This window comes from Paenibacillus sp. J31R122 (assembly GCF_056269185.1).
Map to the genome: position 1 here is coordinate 26113 of NZ_JBWDNM010000003.1, position 23635 is coordinate 49747.

Annotated in this window: 15 protein-coding genes and 1 riboswitch; of the genes, 13 read left to right on the forward strand and 2 right to left on the reverse strand. The window is 46.9% G+C overall.

All coding sequences use genetic code 11. From position 1 onward, the window contains the following. Positions 1-79 precede the first annotated feature (79 nt). Entirely contained in the window at positions 80-1156 is a 1077-nt protein-coding gene (locus tag AC0YN7_RS06480) for a ThiF family adenylyltransferase (protein WP_475809149.1), read from the reverse strand. 142 nt (positions 1157-1298) lie between these two features. Continuing rightward, on the reverse strand, positions 1299-2045 hold the full coding sequence (locus AC0YN7_RS06485) for a molybdenum cofactor biosynthesis protein (RefSeq protein WP_475809150.1): 747 nt from the start codon (positions 2043-2045) through the stop codon (positions 1299-1301). 102 nt (positions 2046-2147) lie between these two features. Between AC0YN7_RS06485 and moaA the strand changes: the two genes are divergently transcribed. From moaA to AC0YN7_RS06550, 13 genes are all read left to right on the forward strand, one after another. After that, a complete protein-coding gene (gene moaA, locus AC0YN7_RS06490; protein ID WP_475809151.1) occupies positions 2148-3149 on the forward strand; it encodes a GTP 3',8-cyclase MoaA in 1002 nt (333 codons plus the stop codon). A gap of 83 nt (positions 3150-3232) precedes the next feature. Next, positions 3233-4681 carry a bifunctional metallophosphatase/5'-nucleotidase gene (locus AC0YN7_RS06495; protein WP_475809152.1) on the forward strand — a complete coding sequence of 483 codons (1449 nt, stop codon included), beginning with the start codon at positions 3233-3235 and terminating at the stop codon, positions 4679-4681. Between the two features lie 138 nt (positions 4682-4819). Beyond that, the gene (locus AC0YN7_RS06500) at positions 4820-5941 is read left to right on the forward strand and encodes an HD-GYP domain-containing protein (protein WP_475809153.1); all 1122 of its coding nucleotides are present in this window, start codon (positions 4820-4822) and stop codon (positions 5939-5941) included. A 129-nt stretch (positions 5942-6070) separates the two neighbouring features. Next, positions 6071-7210 (forward strand): radical SAM/CxCxxxxC motif protein YfkAB, encoded by a 1140-nt coding sequence (gene yfkAB / locus AC0YN7_RS06505; RefSeq protein WP_475809154.1) that lies wholly within the window; start codon positions 6071-6073, stop codon positions 7208-7210. Between the two features lie 77 nt (positions 7211-7287). After that, positions 7288-8319, forward strand: a complete 1032-nt coding sequence (gene ytvI / locus AC0YN7_RS06510; protein ID WP_475809155.1) for a sporulation integral membrane protein YtvI — start codon at positions 7288-7290, stop codon at positions 8317-8319. 101 nt (positions 8320-8420) lie between these two features. After that, positions 8421-9578 (forward strand): glycosyltransferase family 4 protein, encoded by a 1158-nt coding sequence (locus tag AC0YN7_RS06515; protein ID WP_475809156.1) that lies wholly within the window; start codon positions 8421-8423, stop codon positions 9576-9578. A 75-nt stretch (positions 9579-9653) separates the two neighbouring features. Then, a riboswitch (TPP riboswitch) is annotated at positions 9654-9758 on the forward strand. Positions 9759-10112: 354 nt separating this feature from the next. Next, positions 10113-11882, forward strand: a complete 1770-nt coding sequence (gene thiC, locus AC0YN7_RS06520) for a phosphomethylpyrimidine synthase ThiC (RefSeq protein ID WP_475809157.1) — start codon at positions 10113-10115, stop codon at positions 11880-11882. Beyond that, positions 11869-13002, forward strand: coding sequence for a ThiF family adenylyltransferase (locus tag AC0YN7_RS06525; RefSeq protein WP_475809158.1), 1134 nt, complete (start codon positions 11869-11871; stop codon positions 13000-13002). Before thiC ends, AC0YN7_RS06525 begins: the two co-directional genes overlap by 14 nt. Positions 13003-13015: 13 nt before the next feature. Then, positions 13016-13870 carry a thiamine phosphate synthase gene (gene thiE, locus AC0YN7_RS06530; RefSeq protein WP_475809159.1) on the forward strand — a complete coding sequence of 285 codons (855 nt, stop codon included), beginning with the start codon at positions 13016-13018 and terminating at the stop codon, positions 13868-13870. Between the two features lie 5 nt (positions 13871-13875). Further along, positions 13876-14703 (forward strand): thiazole synthase, encoded by an 828-nt coding sequence (locus AC0YN7_RS06535; protein ID WP_475809160.1) that lies wholly within the window; start codon positions 13876-13878, stop codon positions 14701-14703. A 2-nt stretch (positions 14704-14705) separates the two neighbouring features. Continuing rightward, a complete protein-coding gene (gene thiO, locus AC0YN7_RS06540) occupies positions 14706-15851 on the forward strand; it encodes a glycine oxidase ThiO (protein ID WP_475809161.1) in 1146 nt (381 codons plus the stop codon). A 221-nt stretch (positions 15852-16072) separates the two neighbouring features. Further along, positions 16073-23215, forward strand: coding sequence for a WIAG-tail domain (locus tag AC0YN7_RS06545; protein ID WP_475809162.1), 7143 nt, complete (start codon positions 16073-16075; stop codon positions 23213-23215). A 124-nt stretch (positions 23216-23339) separates the two neighbouring features. Further along, positions 23340-23624: a hypothetical protein gene (locus AC0YN7_RS06550; RefSeq protein ID WP_475809163.1), complete on the forward strand. Its 285-nt coding sequence runs from the start codon at positions 23340-23342 to the stop codon at positions 23622-23624. Positions 23625-23635: the final 11 nt, after the last annotated feature.

Genomic DNA, 23635 nt, shown 5'->3' on the forward strand with positions numbered 1-23635 from the left:
AATAAGCATGGAATATAATATATGAATAATAGTAGCAATGATTTATTGAATTGGCAATATGAGGATGTTGATAATGCGACTAAATACCCAAAATTTCAGCATAAATAGACCTTGCTTTTGTCAAATTATTTGTTCCTTGAATGATAGCTCTTCCGTCACTGAATAATACGAATGTCATATCACTGTTTAATTCAATTCGTAATAGAAATCGATTTATAGTTAAGGTACCTAGTGGATGCAGTCGATTAGCCAGCTCTTCCAATTGAAGGGCAACTGTTTGATTAGGTGAAATCTGAACAGAATTTCGTCCGCACAGCGATGCGGCAGCTGGTTCTGATTGGTTCTCATCTAGAAAATCAAATCGTTGATGGCTGCAAGCTAAACAATCGCTTCGCTTAGCCTTTTCGAGTGAGACCGGCAACCACGCGTGGTTCCAGAGATCTACTTGAAATAGAGAACGATGCAGCGCTTGCCGATTGCCTGATAACAGCTTAATAGCTTCCGTCGCTTGCACAGAACCAATAATATCAACGATAGGGGAAATTACGCCAGCCGTTTCACAAGTATCCGTTGTACCAGGTGCGGGAGGATTGGAAAATAAGCATCGATAACACGGCGTTTCATGCGGGATTATAGTCATTGACATGCCGGATGCGCCAACCGCTCCACCATATATCCAAGGTATTTGATTTTTCACGCTGAAATCGTTCAATAAATATCTGACGGAGAAATTATCGCTTCCATCTATAATGACGTGAACATCAGAGAGTAGTTCTTCGACGTTAAGCGCAGTTACATCAGCAACTACAGGCTCAACCGTGACAGAGCTGTTCATCGCGCGCAAATGAGCGGCAGCAGCGGGAGCTTTTGGGAGCATAGAAACAACGTCCTGCTCCGTATAGAGCATTTGTCTCTGCAGATTGCTCCATTCAATGATGTCGCGATCTATAATTCGCACAAAGCCGACCCCAGAGCGTACAAGATGCTGGGCGATTACAGATCCGAGAGCCCCCATTCCGACGACTGCCGCGCGAGCTTTACCTAAAGCATGCTGCCCAGCATCACCAATGGGCGCGAAGCGTATTTGTCTGGCATAACGAGAAGAGGAGGCCGACGTTGTTGACTCGGTCGACGCATCCTCGTGTTGTTTTGTCATATTTGGTTCTCCTTCAAGCTTTACGTAGTAAAGCTACATCGTAAGCATAACCTAAGCTTTACGAAGTAAAGCTGGCATCGAAAGCATAACTTAAACTTTACGTAGGATAGCTAGCATCATAAGCATCGGCTTTAATCTATCCTTAAGATTCGGCTAATGGCTCTGTTGGATTCCAAGGGCCAAGCTGATGCCCCTTCCATTCAGAACCATCCTCCCATATTTCTTTTTTCCATATTGGCACAATCTGTTTCAGTCTTTCAATTGCGTATCGGCTAGCTTCATAGCAGCTATCTCGATGGGGAGCGGATACAGCGATAACGACGCTTGTTTCCGCAAGTCCTACAACCCCGATCCGATGGCTAATGGCACATAATGCGCCTTGCCAGTGGTCAGCTATTTCATCACCGATTTGACGCATCGTAGCGACTGCCATCGGCGCATAGGCTTCATATTCGAGTCTTACGGTTCTTTGACCGTGAGTCCATTCCCTTGTCGTTCCTACGAACGCGATCGCGGCTCCGTGCTCCTTTACGATTACTTTCGCCAGCACGTCATCTGAAATAATTTGTTCTGCTGTTATTACGTAGCGCTCATGCTGCTCGCCTGACGAGTCTGGAAGCCCCTCTAAGGCTTCTTGACCTCCGGATACAGGAGGTAACAAGGCTAACTCGTCTGAGGAGCTCAGCAGCGTGTTATCAGTGGCGTAAGCATGATTGCAAGCAATAAAAGAAATAGAAATCAAGCTTGCATGCTCGGGATATTTTGCTGATATGAATAACTTTAATTGCTCTACTGTAAGCTGCTCTAAGCTTGATTCTATGATGATCTCAGAATGTCCAAATCGTTCTGGAAGACCGGCGAATAGTTTAATTGTCCAATTGAAATTCATGGTAGTAAACCTCTCATTATCATGACGTGATGATCTTTATAGAATACCATATTTCCGAAAAAAATGTTATGCTGGTACAGTATTAGAAAGGAAGTGTATGACATGCCGATCATGACGGACCGCTTTGGACGCGTACATGATTATTTGCGTATTTCGGTTACAGATCGCTGTAATTTACGATGTTTATACTGCATGCCGGAAGAGGGCATGGAATTCGCGGAATCCGAAACTTTGCTTTCCTACAATCAAATCGTAGAGGTAGTTGAAGCAGGTGCGAAGCTTGGCATTACAAAACTGCGCATAACTGGTGGCGAGCCGCTTATTCGCCCAGATTTGGACGTATTAATAAGAAGATTAAAAGCCATCCCTGGCATAAATGATATAGCATTAACGACAAACGGCATATTTCTCGCAAAGAAAGCGAAGGCGCTGCGTGAAGCTGGATTGAATCGCGTAAATATTAGTTTGGATACGTTAGATCCTTCGCGTTTTCGGTTCATTGCAAGGCGAGGAGATTTGAAAAAAGTAATGGAAGGGATCGAGGCGGCGGGCGAGGTTGGATTCGATCCAATCAAGCTGAACTGCGTACTGTTGAAGGAAGTTAACGAAGACGAAATTTCCGCCTTCCTTAAGCTTGCCTACGAGCAGCCGCTGCACGTCCGATTTATTGAATATATGCCAATAGGGCACGCGGATGAAAATTGGAAAAAGCATTATTTGCCGTTGACACGAGTACTTGAGGTTGCTGAGAAAGAGGGCTTCCGCATCAATCGGGGTCCTAATGTTCATGGTAATGGCCCATCTGATGATTGGCAAATGGAAGGCGCTCGGGGTTCCTTTGGGCTTATACATCCGATTAGCGATCATTTTTGTAAAAACTGTAATCGTCTGCGGTTGACTGCGGATGGCTCAATTAAGCCTTGTTTGTATTGGATAGATGAATTAAACGTGAAAACTGCGTTTGGCGATCCGAAAGCTATGGAGCAAATATTATTAAGAGCAATGGATATTAAACCGGAAAATCATGAAATGGCTGCAAAACTTGCGGATAAAGCGCTGTCCCATGTCCCGACAGAAAGGCGCATGTCGCAAATTGGCGGCTAGAGTTGCTTCTGAAGTAATTTCCATAATAAAGATAAGAGAAACTTGTATCGTGAGTAGGAAGCGATTAGGAGGCGTTCATAAATTTGAAACAAACTTTTCAAACCCGAGTAGTGCTCCTTCATAGTAACGATATTCATAGCCGACTTGAGAATGCTGCCAAAATCGCAGCATTTATTGCAGAGGAACGGCGTAATTATGGCAGTGACAGTGTGCTTGCGGTAGATTGCGGAGATCATATGGATCGGATGCGTGTCGAAACCGAGGGCAGCGATGGAATGGTGAATATAGCGCTTTTGAACGATGCGGGATATGAAGCCGTTACACTTGGCAATAACGAAGGGCTGACATATTCCTATCAAATTCTCACTAGCGCGTACACGAACCACCCTAAATTTGCAGTGCTTGTCGCTAATATGTTCGACTCCGAAACTGGCGAGGTTCCTGATTGGATGCTTCCTTACACGATAATTAAAAAAAACGGATTGCGTATTGGACTCATTGGAGTGACAGCCGCATTCTCTGAATTTTATATATTGCTGGGCTGGCAGGTGACAGATCCTCTGGAAGCAGTGAAGAAGCAAGCGGCACGGCTTCGAGACAGTGTTGATGTCGTGGTCGTTATGTCGCATCTTGGCATAACATTAGATCGCCAAATGGCGGAACAAGTAGAAGGGATTGACCTCATTCTTGGGGCGCATACCCATCATTTGCTTGAGGAGCCAATTGTTATCGGCGAGACGACGATTTGCGCAGCCGGAAAATTCGGCGAGTATATCGGGCGGGTTGAAATCGGGATCGATCCGATTTCAACCCGCCCTGTGTTCCGCGCAGCTTGCGTGCCGACGGCCGCATTAGCGGAGCAGCAAGAAGCCGCCGAGATCATTAGCGGCTTTCAAGAAATAAGCCAGCGGCGCCTAAGCCGGGTAATAGCCCGGCTTACGGTGCCGCTGCCAGCTAGAGCCGAGCGAGAAACGCCGCTCGGCAACCTGCTGGCCGCTGGCCTGAGACGCTTGACCGATGCCGAGATCGGCATCGTCAACGCGGGTCAGCTGCTAGGCGGCTTAGCTTTAGGTGACGTGACAGCGGGCGAGCTGCACGCCCTCTGTCCGTCGCCGATTAATCCGTGCCGGATGGTCATTGCCGGCACGCACCTGCGGGCAGCGCTTGAGCAGTCGCTGCTGCCTGAATTTATCGGGAAGCCGATTAAAGGCTATGGCTTCCGAGGAGAAGTACTGGGCATGCTCGCGGTAGACGGCATGACCATTCAATATGACTCAACGCTTCCTGCGATGAGCAAGCTCATATCGGTAAAGGTCAATGGAGACCTGCTTGTGGATGAGAAGCTGTACACGGTAGGCACCATTGATATGTTCAGCTTCAAGGTAGGTTATGAATCGCTCGCAAAAGCTGAACAAACGTCGTTTTATTTGCCGGAGTTTATACGAGACGTCATTGCCGCACAACTTCAAAGTGAAACCGCGCTTGAACAATGTCATTACGAAAAATGGGATAATATTTCAATTAAGTTGTGATAATGTCGATAAATGTAGTCGTTTGTCGTTTATAAAGAAAAAATGGTTGATCTTGTCGAGATTTTCCCTTACATTAACATTACGAACGGCATTTTCCGATGTATTAGTTAAGATGCCATATAGGGAAGGGTCGAGAAGATGCGTTTGGTACCGATTACTAATTGTCTGCCAGGTATGAAGCTGGCCAAAAAAATATTTTCGCAGGATGGCATGATCCTTCTCGGTGAAAATATAGAACTAACAAGTCGCCTAATTACCCGCCTTAATCAGTGCGGGATAGAATACGTATATATTTCGGATCACAGAACAGACGATATCGTTCTGCCTTCTTTAATTAACGAGGATACGACGCGCTTTGCGATTCGGGAGATTCGTACAAGTTTTCGTGAGATGATGGATCGTCCAAAAGTGAAAAAAAAAGGCGGGACTTATCCTTATATTGCTCAGCCCTTTAAGCAAATGATGAGTATGATTATAGATGATTTATCCATGCATAGTGATGCGATGATCATGCTTATGGATATGGGGACTGTCGACCACTACTTGTATCAACACTCACTAAACGTATGCGTCTATACGACTTTGCTGGGTATGTCAAACGGTTACTCCCGTGAGGAACTGATGACGCTGGGCATGGGCGCGCTGCTGCATGATATTGGAAAGACACAAATATCGATTAATGTGTTAAGAAAGCCCGGTTCTCTGTCTAAAGAAGAGTTTGAGGCGATGAAGCAGCATCCAAGAATCGGCTATGAGCTATTGAAGGATGAGCCGAATATACCGCTGCTGGCTGCGCATTGCGCATTTCAGCATCATGAGCGGATTGATGGCAGCGGATATCCTCGGGGTATTAAAGGAAATGAAATTCATGAGTATGCGAAATGGATCGGATTGGTTGACTCATACGATGCTATGACGACAAACCGTGTATATAGCGCTCCGATGCTGCCGCATCACGCGATGGAGCGTTTGTATGCGGGTACGGGTACGTTATACGAGCAAAATATGATTCAGCTTTTTCGAGATAAAGTTGCTATTTACCCGATAGGCATTTCAGTAAAGCTGCAGACTGGTGAAACTGGCATTGTCGTTGATTTGAATCATTCCTATCCCCAGAGACCTATAGTTCGGGTGCTCTATAACGAAGCGGGCGAGGAGATTACATCGCCCTACGAGATTGATTTATCGAAGCAGCTGTCGATGATGATTGTCGGTGTCAATGACGAGACAACCGACGTGCAGAGGGCTTCAGTTATTTAATTATTCACAGGAAAAGGAGCCATAATGGCTCCTTTTTATTTTTTTTAGTTATTTATTTGCTTCCTGCCGAATAGGACATTACAATAAAGTAGGATACATTACATATATAATTAGTCAGGTGCTGAGTACATGAATACGATAGATTTACAACAATCCTTTAACCCGCTTTCTGCTTTATCTCCTACGAATGACCCATGGGATCCAATTCGCTCTCTGCAGCAGTATGGTAGACATCAATTAACTAGCGTGGAAATGACAGTTTCTAATCTATGCAATATGCGGTGTGAGCATTGCGCCGTTGGTGATACGCTTGTCATGTCAGAGCCAGCTAAAATACCTCTCAAGCAAATGCTGCAACGATTAGACGAAGTGGAGCATCTAGAAACGATAAGCATTACGGGAGGAGAGCCATCTTTCTCTGATAAAACCGTACGCGACTACATGGTGCCGCTCCTTCAATATGCGCGCAGCCGTGGTATTCGTTCGCAAATCAACTCCAATGTAACTCTTCCTTATAGCAGATATGAGCAGTTAGCGCCCTATTTGGACGTCATGCATATTTCATTTAATTATACCTCCGCAGAGCAATTTCACCAGATTGGATTTGCAAAGGCAGGACATCACGTATCGCTAGAAGCAGCTACCAAGCTGTATGAACGGATGATCGATAATACCCGTCGTCTTAGTGAAACGGGAGTATTAGTATCGGCGGAGTCGATGATCAATTATAGAACGTATGACAAAATCGATGAGATCCATCAGTTAATCGTAGAAATGGGATGCCAGCGCCATGAAGTGCATCCGATGTACCCAAGTGCATTTGCCAAGGATTTGCCTGTTCTTTCGAGAGCGCAAATGCTGCAGGCGATTGAGAAGCTGCTGGATACAAGGGATAAGTCCGTTTGGATGCTGTTTGGAACTTTACCGTTCTTCCATTGCAGTGATAGCGCTGAGGAGCGTAAGCTGCTTACACGGCTCGCAAACGAGCCGAATGTAACCGTTCGGAACGATCCAGACGGCCGTAACAGGCTCAATGTTAACTTGTTTACAGGTGACGTATACGTAACTGACTTCTCTGATGTACCGGCCTTTGGTAATATTAGCTCTTCAAAGCTGGATGATTTGTTTGAAAGCTGGCTTGATCATAAGCTTGCGAAAAGTGTGAATTGTCATTGTTCAGCAGCAGCCTGCTGCGGTCCGAATTTGCTTGTCAAAGATATGTATTTTAAGGATATAGATTTTCATCAACGCAGTGCTATGTTGGAATAGCAGGCAGTTGCCGCTCTCTTGCATCGATTGAATTTGAAATGCCGAATTGCCTGTTCAATAGGAGAGGAGGAGAAGCGATGTCCGTAAAAACGCTAATATTTATTGCAGTTGGCTTGCTGCTGCTGTACTTGATGTTTACAGTCGGGGCACCTTTTATGTTAGCCCTTGTTGTAGCAATCTTTCTAGAACCGCTTTGTCAGTTTTTCATGAAGAGATTCCGGATGAATAGACTAGTCGCAGCTACTGTGTCTAGCTCTATTTTTACAGTCATCCTCATTGGTTTAATCGGATTGCTAGGCGTCAAAATTGTAGCAGAGCTTATCGCTTTCTTCAAAAAAGTACCGAATTACTTCGAGGACGTCAACGGTATGGTCGATGACCTTATGCTGCAAGCGCAATCGTTGTATCAAGGTTTGCCTCCAGATGCAATTGATACACTTGAAAGCTGGCTAATGGGCTTAACGAGTACACTAACGAAAATGGTAGGCTCATTGTCTAATACCGTTCTTGCGTTTGCATCAAGTATACCTGGCATGTTTATATTCTTTATCGTATTTTTAGTGGCTGTATATATGTTTAGCTTCAGCTTAAATACGATGAAGGCAACTGTATTGTCGATGTTCGATGAGAAATCACAGACGCAAGTAAATGATGTGCTGCTTAATTTGAGAAAATCTATTTTTGGATTTTTGCGTTCGCAGTTTATATTAAGCGCCTTAACGTATATCATTTCCTTAATAGGACTGTTTGTTCTCGATATTAAGTATCCTCTGGCGATTGCACTGCTTATTATTGTGGTTGACATTATGCCTATTCTCGGGACGGGTTCGGTGCTAGTGCCGTGGGGAACCTACTTAATACTTACTGGCGATGCGTTCTCAGGAGTTGGACTCATCATACTGTTTCTATTTATTACGGTGTTCCGCAGGATTGTTGAGCCGAAAATTCTTGGGGATTCAGTCGGAATTGGCTCTTTGTCCGCACTTATTAGTTTATACGTGGGTTTCAAGCTGGTCGGCGTTATCGGTGTATTTATCGGACCTCTCATCGTCATTATTTATATGGCGGCGCGCAAAGCTGGATTATTCCAAATGAAAATAAAGTTATAGCATGCAATTGGCTGGAAAGCAATAGGCCGAGCCGTGTCAAAGAGAGCCTCCTTCACGTATGATACTGCAAAAAAGCAGATTACTAGGAGGCCTCTAATTAAATGGCACCAATAAAAATGGCGATTATTACGCCTGGGTCGTACCCGATTCCATCGGCTGGGAGCAGTTCGGTCGAGCGGGTGATTGAGAAGTTTGCTCCGCTGCTGCTGCCCTATGCCGAGCCTCGTATTTATGGGAAACTGAGTAATAAGCTGCCCCGCTACGGGATGTTTAAAGGTCTTGTTTGCGAGAGGTTTCCTGCTGGAAATAAGCAAAGATATGTTGAAGCGGTAGCAAGCAGTGTGAAGCGCTACTCACCGGATATCATCGATGTCGAAAATCGTCCTCAATATGTATTAACGATGAAACGAATGAATCCAGACAAGCCTGTCTGGCTTTATTTGCATTCATCCACATTTATCGTTCCGCCGTATATTTCGTCTGCAAAGCTGCATAAATGTCTGCAGGCTGCAGATAAAATTATTGTGAACAGCGAGTATTTGAGACATATAGTCGTTACTAAGGTTCCTGAGGTTGCAGCTAAGACTAACGTTATCTATCCTGGTGTCGACACGATCAGATTTCCTTCACAATATTCGGCTCAGGGAGCTGAAATGCGGAAGAAATTTCGTAATAACAGAGGCCTGAATGGAAAAAAGGTTGTATTATTCATCGGGAGGCTTATTCCGCTAAAAGGCGTTCATCATTTGCTGCGTGTCGTTCCGAAGCTAATAAAAAGACATCCTGACTTAATCGTTATTATTGTCGGCAGTCCATTTTACGGCTCGCATCGAAAGACCGCTTATTCGCGTAAGCTGGAGAAGCTTGGGCGGAAGTGTCCAGGACATGTACGATTTATACCTTACGTGCCTTATACGGAAGTGCCAAGCTGGGCACTTGCAGCTGATATTGCCGTCGTTCCATCTGGACAACGTGAGGCATTCGGGCTTGTTAATGTGGAAGCAATGTCCTGCGGCGTGCCCGTTATCGCAACTCGTGCAGGCGGAATGAAGGAAATCATTCGGCATGGAGTGACTGGTTATTTGGTTAACGAAAGTCATATTGAATCGGAGCTCAAAAATAAGCTGAATCTGCTGTTAAGCGATAAACAGCTGCGTGAGAGGATGGGGAAGCGCAGCCGTGAACGGGTGGAGCAGACGTTTACTTGGAGGCATACCGCTAATCGTTGGTTGAAGCTATTCCGAGAAAAAGGATTCTAATTGGTACCACGATTTTGTGGAAATGAGAAAATGAGGGTTGACACTCTTCTTGAATTAACGTTATAGTCTAACAAGGAAATCCACTAGGGGCGCCGTTACGGCTGAGATAAAGCGATATGCTTTGGTCCCTTTGAACCTGATCTGGGTCATGCCAGCGTAGGAAAGTGGGATTGTGCGTTTATTTACACAAAACGTGAGAAAGCGCTCTGCTTCAATCGGCTGCATAGTCAGCTCGAATGAGATTGGATGGCAGTGCTTCGTCCGCTTGTATGCCAAGCAGGCTCGATTCTCGTGTTTGACGACACATTTCAACCGCTCCTTCGCTGGGGCGGTTTTTTTGTTGTGATAGAGTGCTCCCCATTTAGTAGAACCATATGCTGGTTCACTTAAGAGCAGCCTTTCTAATCCCCCGCCTCAGCGATTGTTGCCGCATTAGATTATGCGTCTTTAGCGGTGCCTTTAAACTTTCTTATATGCTCGCATATACCTCCAGGTGGAATTCCGATTATTCCATATGGGAGGTTTTTTTGTACTATGGCAATTATTATGACGCCGCTGCCAGGCAGCCGCAAGGTATATGTAACAGGAACGAAGGAGAGCATCCGCGTACCTATGAGAGAAATTGTATTAGATCCGACTACTGGAAGAAACGGCGAGGAGCAGTCGAATGAATCGGTTTTCGTATATGATGCTAGCGGTCCTTATACCGATCTTGCCTATGAGGCTGACATCAGACGCGGATTGCCTGCGGTGCGCGTGAGTTGGATTACTGAAAGAGACGATGTAGAGGCCTATGAAGGGCGAGAAGTTCGTCCAGAGGATAACGGATTTATATCGGAGGAAAAGGCTGAGCAGCGAGGCGCTGAGCTGTTTCCTGGCTTATCAAGAAGGCCGCTGAGGGCGAAGGAAGGCTTAAACGTAACACAGCTGCATTATGCCCGTAAGGGCTGCATTACTCCTGAAATGGAGTATATCGCGATTCGAGAAGGCTTGAGCGCTGAATTTGTGCGGAATGAAATTGCTGCAGGGCGTGCCATTATACCTGCTAATATCAATCATCCAGAAAGTGAACCGATGATAATCGGGCGTCATTTTCATGTGAAAATAAACGCGAACATAGGAAACTCAGCAGTTGCGTCATCCATCGAGGAAGAGGTAGAAAAGATGACCTGGGCAACGCGTTGGGGCGCTGATACGATTATGGATTTGTCGACCGGCAAAAACATTCATACGACGCGTGAGTGGATCGTACGAAATTCACCGGTTCCTGTAGGAACAGTGCCGATTTATCAGGCGCTTGAAAAGGTAAATGGGAAAGCGGAGGATCTCAGTTGGGAAGTATATCGCGATACGCTAATCGAGCAAGCGGAGCAAGGCGTTGACTATTTTACAATTCATGCGGGAGTACTGCTGCGTTATATTCCACTTACAGCCAAGCGAGTAACGGGCATCGTCTCACGCGGGGGCTCTATTATGGCTGCTTGGTGCTTAGCCCATCATAAAGAAAATTTTTTGTATACGCATTTTGAAGATATTTGCAAAATTATGAAGCAGTATGATGTTTCGTTCTCGTTGGGTGACGGACTAAGACCAGGTTCAATAGCCGACGCGAATGATGACGCGCAGTTTGCTGAGCTGGATACGCTGGGGGAGCTGACGAAAATTGCGTGGAAGCATGATGTACAGGTGATGATTGAAGGGCCAGGACATGTGCCTTTGCATCTCATTAAGGAAAATATGGATCGTCAATTGGAAGTTTGTGATGAGGCGCCATTTTATACGCTTGGACCGCTTACGACTGATATCGCACCCGGTTATGATCATATTACGTCAGCAATCGGAGCGGCTATGATTGGTTGGTTCGGAACAGCAATGCTCTGCTACGTAACGCCAAAGGAGCATTTGGGTCTACCGAACAAGGAGGACGTGAAGGAGGGGGTCATCACTTACAAAATCGCGGCACATGCCGCTGATTTAGCAAAGGGTCATCCACGCGCCAGGCTGCGTGACGATGCATTATCGAAAGCTCGCTTTGAATTCAGGTGGCGTGATCAATTCCATCTATCACTTGATCCAGAACGGGCAATGGCCTATCACGACGAGACATTGCCGGCAGATGCCGCGAAATCCGCCCATTTTTGCTCCATGTGCGGGCCGAAGTTTTGCAGCATGCGGATTACGCAGGATATTAGGGAGTACGCGGCGCAGAACGGGCTTGAGACAACGGAAGCAATTGAATCTGGTATGAAGGAAAAGGCAGAGGCATTCAAAGCGGCAGGGAGCTCTATTTATGGTCAATCATGACCAACACGCTTGGACTGACCGGTATTCCAGGCAAACGAGATTTGCGCCGATTGGTGAAGTGGGCCAGACAAAGCTGAGTGATGCTATCGTCCTTATTGTTGGAATCGGTGCTCTTGGTGCTTCGCTTGCACAGCATATGGTGCGCGCAGGTATCGGCGAGGTGAGACTGGTCGATCGCGATTATGTCGAGCCTAGTAATTTGCAAAGGCAGATGCTGTTCGATGAGGCTGACGCGCTTGCTATGCTGCCAAAGGCTGTTGCTGCTGCCGAAAAGCTTCGTAAAATAAATAGCGAGATTAGCATAACAGCTTCTGTAACAGACGTACATGAGCATACGGTACAACCTCTAGTTGCAGGAGCGCACCTTGTGCTCGACGGTACAGATAATACGTCAACACGCTTGCTGCTTAGCGATCAATGCTTCCAGCAAGGCATTCCGTTTATCTATGGCGGAATTGCAGGATCACATGGGATGAGCGCCGCCCTTATACCAGGACAAACAACATGTCTGCGATGCTTAATTGGTTCATCGGAAGAGGAAGCGGAGGTGGACACCTGCGACACGGTTGGTGTTCTTTCTCCAGCTGTAGAATTCGTGGCTGCACTGCAGGCTGCCGAGGCAATCAAGTGGCTGTCGGGCAATGAAGCCGCGATACGTCTAACGATGGTCAGCTTTGATCTATGGTCTTTCCGTCTCCGAGAAGCGATATTGCCTTTGGGCAGCGAGGCATGTAAATATTGCGGCCAAAAGCATCGGATGGAGGAGAGCAGCGATACTCGTGCAGAAGAAGAGGGAGCGGCATACGGTGCTGTTATGGTTGCAGAAACAGTAGCAGATGAAGATGAAGTAGGCACCGTTGTACTATGTGGAAGGAATTCGGTACAGGTGACGCTAGCAAAGCCGCTACAGCTAGAAAAGCAGGAGGAGCAATTAGCAGCTCAAGGCTGCAGGTTGACTGTAAATCGTTATTTGGTAAAGGCCTTTCTGCCGAGCGGGGAACAGCTAGTCTTATTCCCGGATGGGCGAGTACTTGTACAAGGTACAGCTGATAGGGAGAAGGCGGCCTGGCTGTGCAAAACCTATATTTTGGGAAAAAGACATAAGTCATTTATTCGATAACGGGGGATTGGTTATGCAATATGAAGGATGGAAGGATTTTCGGTTGTATGCCATAACCGCACAGTCAAATCATCCGGGGAGATCGGTTGTGGACGTTATGGAGCAGACGCTTCTGGGAGGCGCACAGATCGTTCAGCTTCGCAACAAGACAGGAACGCGAGCGGAAGTGCTTGAACAAGCAAGGGAGCTGCGATTGCTGACGCGGAAATATAAGGTGCCGTTCATTATTAATGATTATCCGGATATCGTTCTGGAGGTCGATGCGGATGGCGTTCATCTAGGTCAAGAGGATATGCCGATTGCAGAAGCAAGAAGGCTTATGGGGCCTGATCGAATCATTGGGATTTCAACACATAACTTGGTCCAGGCCATAAAGGCTGAACGAGACGGGGCCGATTATATTGGCGTGGGGCCCGTATTTCCAACCAATACGAAGCCAGGCCGCGCAGCTGTAACGACAAGCTATGTCTCAGAGGCGGCAAGTCATATCTCGATTCCTTTCGTTGCTATTGGCGGGATCAATTTAGCAAATGTTGATCAAGTGCTCGCGGCTGGCGCGAAGCGAATATGCGCCGTATCGGAAATCGTAGGCAGTGAAAACCCCGCCGCAGTATGCCGGTCATTCCTTCAAGCTATCCAGTCTGTGGACTCACAATTTTCGACCAATGAGAAGAGTGTAACTGTAAATGGCCGTCTTGAGCAGGTTTGTGCAGATACGATTGAAGAGCTGGTCGTTCTGCTTGGTCAACAAAACAAGAAGCTTATAGTTGAACTAAACGGAGTCATAGTGCAGCGTACGAATTGGGCAAATACAGTGCTTGAAGATGGTGCTGTTATTGAACTGGTCCATTTTGTAGGAGGGGGTTGAAGGGTATGGAGAAACGGGAAAATGAAGACCTGCTAGTCATAGGCGGTCATACGCTTCGCTCGCGATTTTTGTTTGGAACGGGAAGATTTCCAAGTCCTGCTGTACTTCAGCAGGCGCTCGCGGCATCTGGATCAGAAGTCATTACGTTTGCTGTGAGACGCGTTAATCTGGACAGTGTAGAGGATGACTCTATATTGCAGCATTTCGCGGAGCAATCGACTATTTATTTGCCAAACACATCAGGTGCGGGAACAGCTGAGGAGGCGGCAAGAATTGCTAGACTTGCGCGAGAGGCGGGGTTGGGCAGCTGGATAAAGATTGAGATAAGCGGTGACCCGCGCACGCTTTTGCCGGATCCGATTGAAACGCTTCGCGCGACCGAAATGCTTGCTAAAGAAGGCTTTATCGTTCTTCCTTATACATCGGATGACCCTATGCTTTGCAAAAGGCTGGAGGAAGCTGGAGCAGCAGCGGTCATGCCAGGAGGTTCACCAATCGGAACAGGGCTTGGTTTGCTGAATCCGTATAATCTCGGACTGATAGCTGAGCAATCTAAAGTGCCCGTCATCATTGATGCGGGTATCGGGTCGGCTAAGGATGCCGCGGAAGCGATGGAGCTTGGCGCGGACGGTATATTGGCGAATACGCCGATAGCTAAAGCACAGGATCCTGTCATGATGGCACGAGCATTTCGCTTAGCTATTGAAGCAGGCCGTCTCGCTTGGCAGGCTGGTCGTATACCGAAGAAGCGCTACGCTTCGGCAAGCAGCGACTGGGCAGGCTCGTTGTTCGAAGCTGCAGCGAGCGGCAAGGGTATAGGCGGAGGCGATTAACAATGACGCAATCCATTATCGTGTTGGGTGGAGGAATAATTGGCTTGTCCTGCGCTTTTGAAGCGGCTTGCAGAGGAATGAAGGTTACATTAATTGAGCCTGCTGAACTCGGCGGTCAAGCATCGGGTGCTGCTGCTGGAATGCTCGCTCCCTATTCAGAGAATACGGAGCAGCCGGATAGCTTCTTCCAACTGAGCCTGCACAGCCTTCGTCATTATCCGAAGTGGATTGAAGTTGTAGAGGAGCTGTCTGGCATGTCGGTGGAATGGACTCGCAGCGGCAGCATAAACGTGCTTCTGCATGAAGCTGATGTGCTGCCGATGCAATCTAGGCTGCACTGGCAAAACGTTCACGGAGCAGAAGCGGAGCTTATTGACGCGGCACAGCTTAGGAAGCTTGAGCCGCAGCTTGTAAAGTCGGCCGTTGCTGGTGTATATACGCCTCATGAGAGTCATATCTACGCGCCAAAGCTGGTAGCTGCATTGGAGGTGGCGTGCCGTAAGCTCGGTGTCTTGATCGTGACGCAAGCGGGTGAAGTGGATAACGTCGTCGCGCATGTCGATGGAGGTGTAACGGTTCATGCCAAGGAACTGCATAGGCCGATAAGCGCTGAACGGCTCGTTGTCTGTGCGGGAGCTTGGTCAGGCGCATATGAGAGTTGGCTCGGACTAACGATACCGATTCATCCAATACGAGGACAAATCTGTTCCTTCGAGCATAGCATTGATGAAGTGAGGCATATGATATTTAGCAGCCAAGCTTACTGGGTTGGCAAACAGAACGGCCGTCTCGTTTGTGGAGCGTCCGAGGATGTAGCAGGCTTTGATACACAAGTAACAGAGCGAGGGATCGGTCGGTTGATAAGAAGCAGCAATCAGCTTTTTCCGTATCTGGAAGGTAAGGAAACGGCTAATCGATGGGCAGGTCTGCGTCCAGCAACAAAGGATGGTTTTCCTCTTATTGGTGAGGTCGATGGGATGCCGAACGTTTTAATGGCGGCGGGACATTATCGTAATGGAATTTTGTTAAGTCCAGTTACTGCGTTAATGATTGCAGATTTGCTTGAAGGGAAGCAGGCTGAACTACCGATAAATGCATTTTCACCAAATCGTTTTACAGTCTCTCAATCCAGACGACGAAGTTGTTAGTAAGTACAATTTTCTATGCCAGGTGTATAACAGTCTCTATGCCAGATGCATTACAGTCAATGAAGATAACGTCCTTGTAAGTTTGAGTATAGCCATGTCGCAGGAGCTAAGTGCTCCTGCTTTTTTTTGTACAATTGTATTTTTATTGATTCATGAGTAGCCAGCCCATAGGTAGTTGCATATATTGCCTATGACATTTCAGGTGGAAGAAGGAGAGAACAATGACAAAAAGCAGAAGAGGAAAAAGCCCGAAGGGGCGAAAGCCGCTTTTTTATGTTGATAATCCGCAGACTTCCGAGTTACAGTGGCTGGATGAATCGAACATAAGGAAAGGAACTACTCGATTTGAAGCAGCTGAAACGAATTTATCAGCCGTGGTTACAGACCAGCCAGAAGTTAATATTCATGCGATTACTGCAGAATTGGAACCGGAGACGGAACCCGTTGAAGATGAATTGAAGAGTGATGAACAGAATGAATGCAATCTGATTGAAGAATCAACATTAGTTGAAATAGTTGAAGAGAATAATCAATTGGATGAGATTAGCCAAGAACAGAAGATAGAAATGATTGAAGAAAAGAAAAACCCAGATAGACCAGTTCCGTTTATTTATACGGATGATATGGTAAACTACTCCGTTACTGCCGAAAAAGTCGCGTCAGGCGCAATCGACAACAGCAAGCTTGCAGCAGGAAGTGTTCATTCTGATGTAATTGCAGATTTTGCGATAGAGAACATTCATATTGCAGATGGAGCCATTAGTTCCGCTAAAATCGCACCTGAATCGATAGCTGGGTACCATTTGACCAACCATTCGATATCTGGCGATAAAATATTAGATCACTCCATTTATGGAAGCAAACTGCAGGATGGAAGTATTACGTCAAATAAACTGGCAGATCGTACGATAGATACAAACAAAATCGCGGATGGCTCCATTGATTCAAGACATTTAAAGTCACTTTTCGTTACAACTGAGCTGATTGCGGATCATTCGATTACATCTGAAAAAATACAAAGCGGTACGATTCAGTCGGGGAATTTGGCAAATGATATAATTGATAATTCCAAACTTACAGAAGGATCTGTAACTCGTTCTAAACTTCGCGATGGGGCTGTAACAAGTGAGAAAATTGCTGCTGAAGCGATTGAAGCCAGTCATTTGCAGCCAGGGATATTGCTTGCTGAGCATGTCGCTTTAGGCAATATCCAGGGGAAGCATTTAGCCTTGGGTGAAATTACAGCCGAGCATTTGTCGGAGGGAGCTGTAGGAACAAGAGCGTTGCAGGAAAAAGCAGTCGAATCCAAACAAATAGCAGATGGCTCGGTATCTTCGTCTCATCTGCAGGCAGCGGCTGTTAAAAGCGAACATATCGGAACAGGACAAATCACAAGCGGATTGCTGGCTGACGTATCGGTTACTTCCTCGAAGTTAGCCGATCAATCGGTATCGACTATAAAGCTCGTCGATCATTCCATTACGTCATCCAAGCTTTCCGATCAAAGTGTTAACGCACAGAAGTTGGCTAATGACTCGGTTCATAACCAACATCTTGGCAGGGGAAGCGTCCGCTCCGATAATATAGGTGAGGTTCAGATCAAGCAGTCGCACTTGGCTGAAGGATCAGTAAGGACAAAGCAGATCGCTACCGATTCTATCAAGAGGGAGCATTTACAAAACGGGATCATTACCGAGGATAAGCTAGCACCCTTAGCAGTTCGCGAAGAGCATATTGGCTACAATGCTGTAAGTATGGCGCAACTTGCTGATGAGTCTGTCTCACGGAGCAAGCTGACACATGGAGCGGTAGATGGAAAAATATTGGCGGATGGATCTGTGGAATCGACTCATCTGAAAGACGATGTGATAACATTCCAGAAGATAGCGCCCGAACAGCTTCGTTCCTTTCATTTTGGAGCGGGCTCAGTATCAGGTGATGCGATTGCTAATGAGTCCATTAAAGGTGGTCATTTACTGCCCGGTATAATCGAGAATCATCATCTGACAAATGCTGTTATTGAAACAAATAATTTGCAGAATGGAGTCATAACGAGCAATAAGCTGGCTTATGGCGCAGTAACGGAACAAATTATCGCCTCCGGCGTTGTATTCTCACATCATATGGCGGATTATGCTGTAAATTCGCTCAAGTTATCACCAGAATCGGTTTCTACTGATAAGTTAACTGATTACAGTGTATCATCTGCGAAGTTGGCGGATGGAAGTGTTACAAGTGCAAAGCTTGCACCTAATGCCGTGTCGTCTGACCATTTAGTGAAGCAATCCGTAACGGCACAGCATATCCGGATCGAATCCATTCAGAAGGAGCATATCCAGACTAAGGCGATTGAAGCCAAGCATTTGGATAAACAGTCGGTCGGAGCAGAAGCACTGCAGGATGGTTCGATCACAGCTGTAAAACTGACGGGTGGTGCTGTTCAGTCGAAGCAAATTGCCAATGAAGCAGTGCAAAGCCGACATTTGGTGAACGGATCTGTACTAGGTATTCATTTGAGTGAAAACAGCGTTCACGATATTCATTTGACAGACTGTTCCATTACAGAGGGGAAGATAGCAGCCGGAAGCATTGGAGCAGCACATCTGAAAAATGGTTCCGTAAGTGCTGTTACACTCCGAAATGGTGCTGTAAATACGGATCATGTCGCAGAGGGCGCGATCACGTCGAGCAAGATCGCAGACCATTCAATTGGTGCTAATCAACTTCAGCCGGATTCGGTTTTATCCGTTCACTTGTCAACGGACAGCGTTAGTGAGCATGCTTTGCAGGATGAATCGGTTACGCGAGCAAAGCTTGCTTTAGACTCAGTGTCAGGTGAGCATATGCAGCTCGAATCATTGTCTGGAAAGCATCTAAAGCCGGATACGATTCAGGGTTATCACATTCAAAAAGGTACGCTTACGTTAGCCCACCTGTCTGGCGATGGTCAGGTTTTCGAAAAAATAGCGGAGGAAAGTATCGGTGGGAGCAAGATCAAGTCAGGTTCAATCGGCAGTAAGCAGCTGGCGTTTAGAATTATAGAAGCTCAGCATCTATCAACTGGCAGCGTAAAAGCAGAGCATCTGGCGTTTGGAAGCGTAGGAGCTGAGCATCTGTCAATCGGCAGCGTGACGACTGAGAAGCTTGCTGCCGGAAGCGTTGGAGCAGAACAGCTGCAAAATGATTCCATTTGTGCAGAAGCAATACAAATGAGATCTATTAAAACGGATCATGTTGCAGAGGGCGCAATCACGTCGAGCAAGATCGCAGACCATTCAATTGGCGCTAATCAACTTCAGCCGGATTCGGTTTTATCGGTTCACTTGTCAGCGGGCAGCGTTGGTGAGCATGCTTTGCAGGATGAATCGGTAACACGAGCAAAGCTTGCTTTAGACTCAGTGTCAGGTGAGCATATGCAGCTCGAGTCATTGTCTGGAAAGCATCTGAAGCCGGATACGATTCAGGGTTATCACATTCAAAAAGGTACGATTACGTTAGCCCACCTGTTTGGCGATGGTCATGCTTTCGAAAAAATAGCGGAGGAAAGTATCGGTGGAAGCAAGATCAAGTCAGGTTCAATCGGCAGTAAGCAGCTTGCAAACGGAATTGTAGGCGCTGAGCATTTGTCAGCTGGAAGCGTAAAGGCAGAGCATCTGGCGTTTGGAAGTGTAGGAGCTGAGCATCTGTCAATCGGCAGCGTGACGACTGAGAAGCTTGCTGCCGGAAGCGTTGGAGCAGAACAGCTGCAAAATGATTCCATTTGTGCAGAAGCAATACAAATGGGATCTATTAAAACGGATCATGTCGCAGAGGGCGCAATCACGTCGAGCAAGATCGCAGACCATTCAATTGGCGCTAATCAACTTCAGCCGGATTCGGTTTTATCCGTTCACTTGTCAGCGGGCAGCGTTGGTGAGCATGCTTTGCAGGATGAATCGGTAACACGAACAAAGCTTGCTTTAGACTCAGTGTCAGGTGAGCATATGCAGCTCGAGTCATTGTCTGGAAAGCATCTGAAGCCGGATACGATTCAGGGTTATCACATTCAAAAAGGTACGCTTACGTTAGCCCACCTGTCTGGCGATGGTCATGCTTTCGAAAAAATAGCAGAGGAAAGTATCGGTGGGAGCAAGATCAAGTCAGGTTCAATCGGCAGTAAGCAGCTTGCAAACGGAATTGTAGGCGCTGAGCATTTGTCAGTTGGAAGCGTAAAGGCAGAGCAACTGGCGTTTGGAAGCGTAGGAGCTGAGCATCTGTTAATCGGCAGCGTGACGACTGAGAAGCTTGCTGCCGGAAGCGTTGGAGCAGAACAGCTGCAAAATGATTCCATTTGTGCAGAAGCAATACAAATGAGATCTATTAAAACGGATCATGTTGCAGAGGGCGCAATCACGTCGAGCAAGATCGCAGACCATTCAATTGGCGCTAATCAACTTCAGCCGGATTCGGTTTTATCCGTTCACTTGTCAGCGGGCAGCGTTGGTGAGCATGCTTTGCAGGATGAATCGGTAACACGAGCAAAGCTTGCTTTAGACTCAGTGTCAGGTGAGCATATGCAGCTCGAGTCATTGTCTGGAAAGCATCTGAAGCCAGAAGCGATACAGGGCTATCACATTCATGAAGGAACGATAACATTAGCCCATTTGGCTGATGATGTGCTTACTTTCGATAAAGTAAAAGAGGAAAGCATAGATGGCAGCAAGCTCAAATCAGGTTCAATCAACAGCAAGCAGCTGGCGTTAGGAAGTATAGGCGTCGAGCAGCTAGCGGAAGGAAGCGTTGGCGAGGAAGCCTTGCAGGATGAGTCGGTTACACAATCGAAGTTAGCTCTTGATTCCGTAACTGGTGAGCATGTTCAGTTCGTTTCGTTGTCCGGCAAGCATCTGAAGCTAGACACACTACAGGGTCTTCATATTCAAAAAGGAACGATAACGTTGGCCCATCTGGCTGACGATGTGCTTACTTTCGATAAAGTAGAAGAGGAAAGCATTGACGGCAGCAAGCTTAAGTCAGGTTCAATCAGCAGCAAGCAGCTGGCGCTTGGAAGTATAGGCGCCGAGCAGCTGTCAAACGGCAGCGTAACTGCTGAGAAGCTAGCGGACAGAAGCGTTGGCGAGCAAGCCCTGCAGGATGAGTCGGTTACACTATCGAAGCTAGCTCTTGACTCCGTATCGGGTGAGCATGTGCAGGAGGAGTCATTATCCGGAAAGCATCTGAAGCCAGAAACGATTCAAGGCTATCACATTCATGAAGGAACGATAACATTGGCCCATTTGGCTGATGATGTGCTTACTTTCGATAAAGTAGAAGAGGAAAGCATCGATGGCAGCAAGCTCAAGTCAGGTTCAATCAGCAGCAAGCAGCTGGCACTAGGAAGTATAGGCGCCGAGCAGCTGTCAATCGGCAGCGTGACTGCCGAGAAGCTAGCGGACGGAAGCGTTGGCGAGGAAGCGTTGCAGGATGAGTCGGTTACACAATCGAAGCTAGCTCTTGACTCCATATCGGGTGAGCATGTGCAGGAGGAGTCATTATCCGGAAAGCATCTGAAGCCAGAAACGATTCAAGGCTATCACATTCATGAAGGAACGATAACATTGGCCCATTTGGCTGATGATGTGCTTACTTTCGATAAAGTAGAAGAGGAAAGCATCGATGGCAGCAGGCTCAAGTCAGGTTCAATCAGCAGCAAGCAGCTGGCACTAGGGAGTATAGGCGCCGAGCAGCTGTCAATCGGCAGTGTAACTGCTGAGAAGCTAGCGGAAGGAAGCGTTGGCGAGGAAGCGTTGCAGGATGAGTCGGTTACACAATCGAAGCTAGCTTTCGGCTCCGTATCAGGTGAGCATGTGCAGGAGGAGTCATTATCCGGCAAGCATCTGAAGCCAGAAACGATACAGGGCTATCACATTCATGAAGGAACGATAACATTGGCCCATTTGGCTGATGATGTGCTTACTTTCGATAAAGTAGAAGAGGAAAGCATCGATGGCAGCAGGCTCAAGTCAGGTTCAATCAGCAGCAAGCAGCTGGCACTAGGGAGTATAGGCGCCGAGCAGCTGTCAATCGGCAGTGTAACTGCTGAGAAGCTAGCGGAAGGAAGCGTTGGCGAGGAAGCGTTGCAGGATGAGTCGGTTACACAATCGAAGCTAGCTTTCGGCTCCGTATCAGGTGAGCATGTGCAGGAGGAGTCATTATCCGGCAAGCATCTGAAGCCAGAAACGATACAGGGCTATCACATTCATGAAGGAACGATAACATTGGCCCATTTGGCTGATGATGTGCTTACTTTCGATAAAGTAGAAGAGGAAAGCATCGATGGCAGCAAGCTCAAGACAGGTTCAATCAGCAGCAAGCAGCTGGCACTAGGAAGTATAGGCGCCGAGCAGCTGTCAATCGGCAGCGTAACTGCTGAGAAGCTAGCGGACGGCAGTATAGGCGCCGAGCAGCTGTCAAACGGCAGCGTGACAGCTGAGAAGCTAGCGGACGGAAGCGTTGGCGAGGAAGCGTTGCAGGATGAGTCGGTTACACAATCGAAGCTAGCTCTTGACTCCATATCCGGTGAGCATGTGCAGGAAGTGTCATTGTCCGGCAAGCATCTGAAGCCAGATACGATAGAGGGCTATCACATTCATAAAGGGACCATAACGTTGGCCCATCTGGCTAGTGAAGTGCTTGCATATGATAAAACAATTGAGGGAAGTATTGTTGGCAGCAAGATCAAATCAGGAACAATTAGCAGTAAAGAGTTAGCTGTCGACAGTGTGCGGACGAAGCAGTTGAAGGATGGCGCGGTTACACGTGAAAAGCTTTCGGCAGCTGTAGTTGGCAGCGAGCAAATTGAAACTGGATCAATTGGGACGGAGCAGCTGTCAATTGGCAGCGTGACGTCTGATAAGCTGGCGTTAGGAAGCGTTGGTACCGAGCAGCTAGCTAATGGAAGTATTACGGCTGATAAGCTTGCGCCTGATTTAATGCCTGATTATTCAATTGGGTTAGCGGAGATTCAAGGTAAGCATATCGCAGAAAAAACGATTTCGGGTCATCATATTCAGGAACAATCCATTGAATTAGACACATTGCGGTTTACGCCTGTTATAACGAATTCGTCTATAGGAGTCGTAAAGCAGCAGTTCGGATTGGCTCCATACAGCTTTACGGCTCAAGAAGAGCAGGTCGAGCTTACAATAGCATTCAATGAGCCGTTCATAGATAACGGTTACGTATTAACCGTCACATCTGACAATACTGCTTGTTATGCAGTAGTTCATTCGAAGAGAGAGGATCAAGCAATCATCAAAATAATTCGTACTCGAATTAGCCATGAGCCGATAGGCAGCTTGAACTGGATTGCAATAGGAAGAGCATAGGGAAAGCAAAAAGAGGATTTGGAGCGGAAGCCTTCCGCGTCAAGGTCCTCTTTTTTTGGAACGCTCAAAGAGTATCACAATTGTAGGCAGTGCATATGCTGTAGAAGCAGGGAGTGTGGATACTATGCAAGATATGGTGACAGAAATGTTGAAGTACATGTCTAAATCTAGTCAACAGCTTGCTCGTATGGCTGAGGCCGATAGTCATGTGACGATGAAATTGTCTGGACTCGTAGAGGCGCTTCCAGACGAGCATTCTGCTGAATTGCCGGTGTGTCTAGAAAATACACAAGCCTTAGCGAACAATTTAGCCGCTTATTTAACAAGCATAGGGGACTTAGAGGAATCGATAGCCGCTCAATTATCCTTTGTTATTCATGGACTAAAGGAAGCAGATGAGGAAGAATAAGGATCCTATAA

Coding starts and splice junctions, on each gene's coding strand:
- AC0YN7_RS06480 (WP_475809149.1), bottom strand. CDS start 1,156: ATGACAAAACAACACGAGGATGCGTCGACCGAGTCAACAACGTCGGCC.
- AC0YN7_RS06485 (WP_475809150.1), bottom strand. CDS start 2,045: ATGAATTTCAATTGGACAATTAAACTATTCGCCGGTCTTCCAGAACGA.
- moaA (WP_475809151.1), top strand. CDS start 2,148: ATGCCGATCATGACGGACCGCTTTGGACGCGTACATGATTATTTGCGT.
- AC0YN7_RS06500 (WP_475809153.1), top strand. CDS start 4,820: ATGCGTTTGGTACCGATTACTAATTGTCTGCCAGGTATGAAGCTGGCC.
- yfkAB (WP_475809154.1), top strand. CDS start 6,071: ATGAATACGATAGATTTACAACAATCCTTTAACCCGCTTTCTGCTTTA.
- ytvI (WP_475809155.1), top strand. CDS start 7,288: ATGTCCGTAAAAACGCTAATATTTATTGCAGTTGGCTTGCTGCTGCTG.
- AC0YN7_RS06515 (WP_475809156.1), top strand. CDS start 8,421: ATGGCACCAATAAAAATGGCGATTATTACGCCTGGGTCGTACCCGATT.
- thiC (WP_475809157.1), top strand. CDS start 10,113: ATGGCAATTATTATGACGCCGCTGCCAGGCAGCCGCAAGGTATATGTA.
- AC0YN7_RS06525 (WP_475809158.1), top strand. CDS start 11,869: ATGGTCAATCATGACCAACACGCTTGGACTGACCGGTATTCCAGGCAA.
- thiE (WP_475809159.1), top strand. CDS start 13,016: ATGCAATATGAAGGATGGAAGGATTTTCGGTTGTATGCCATAACCGCA.
- AC0YN7_RS06535 (WP_475809160.1), top strand. CDS start 13,876: ATGGAGAAACGGGAAAATGAAGACCTGCTAGTCATAGGCGGTCATACG.
- thiO (WP_475809161.1), top strand. CDS start 14,706: ATGACGCAATCCATTATCGTGTTGGGTGGAGGAATAATTGGCTTGTCC.
- AC0YN7_RS06545 (WP_475809162.1), top strand. CDS start 16,073: ATGACAAAAAGCAGAAGAGGAAAAAGCCCGAAGGGGCGAAAGCCGCTT.
- AC0YN7_RS06550 (WP_475809163.1), top strand. CDS start 23,340: ATGCAAGATATGGTGACAGAAATGTTGAAGTACATGTCTAAATCTAGT.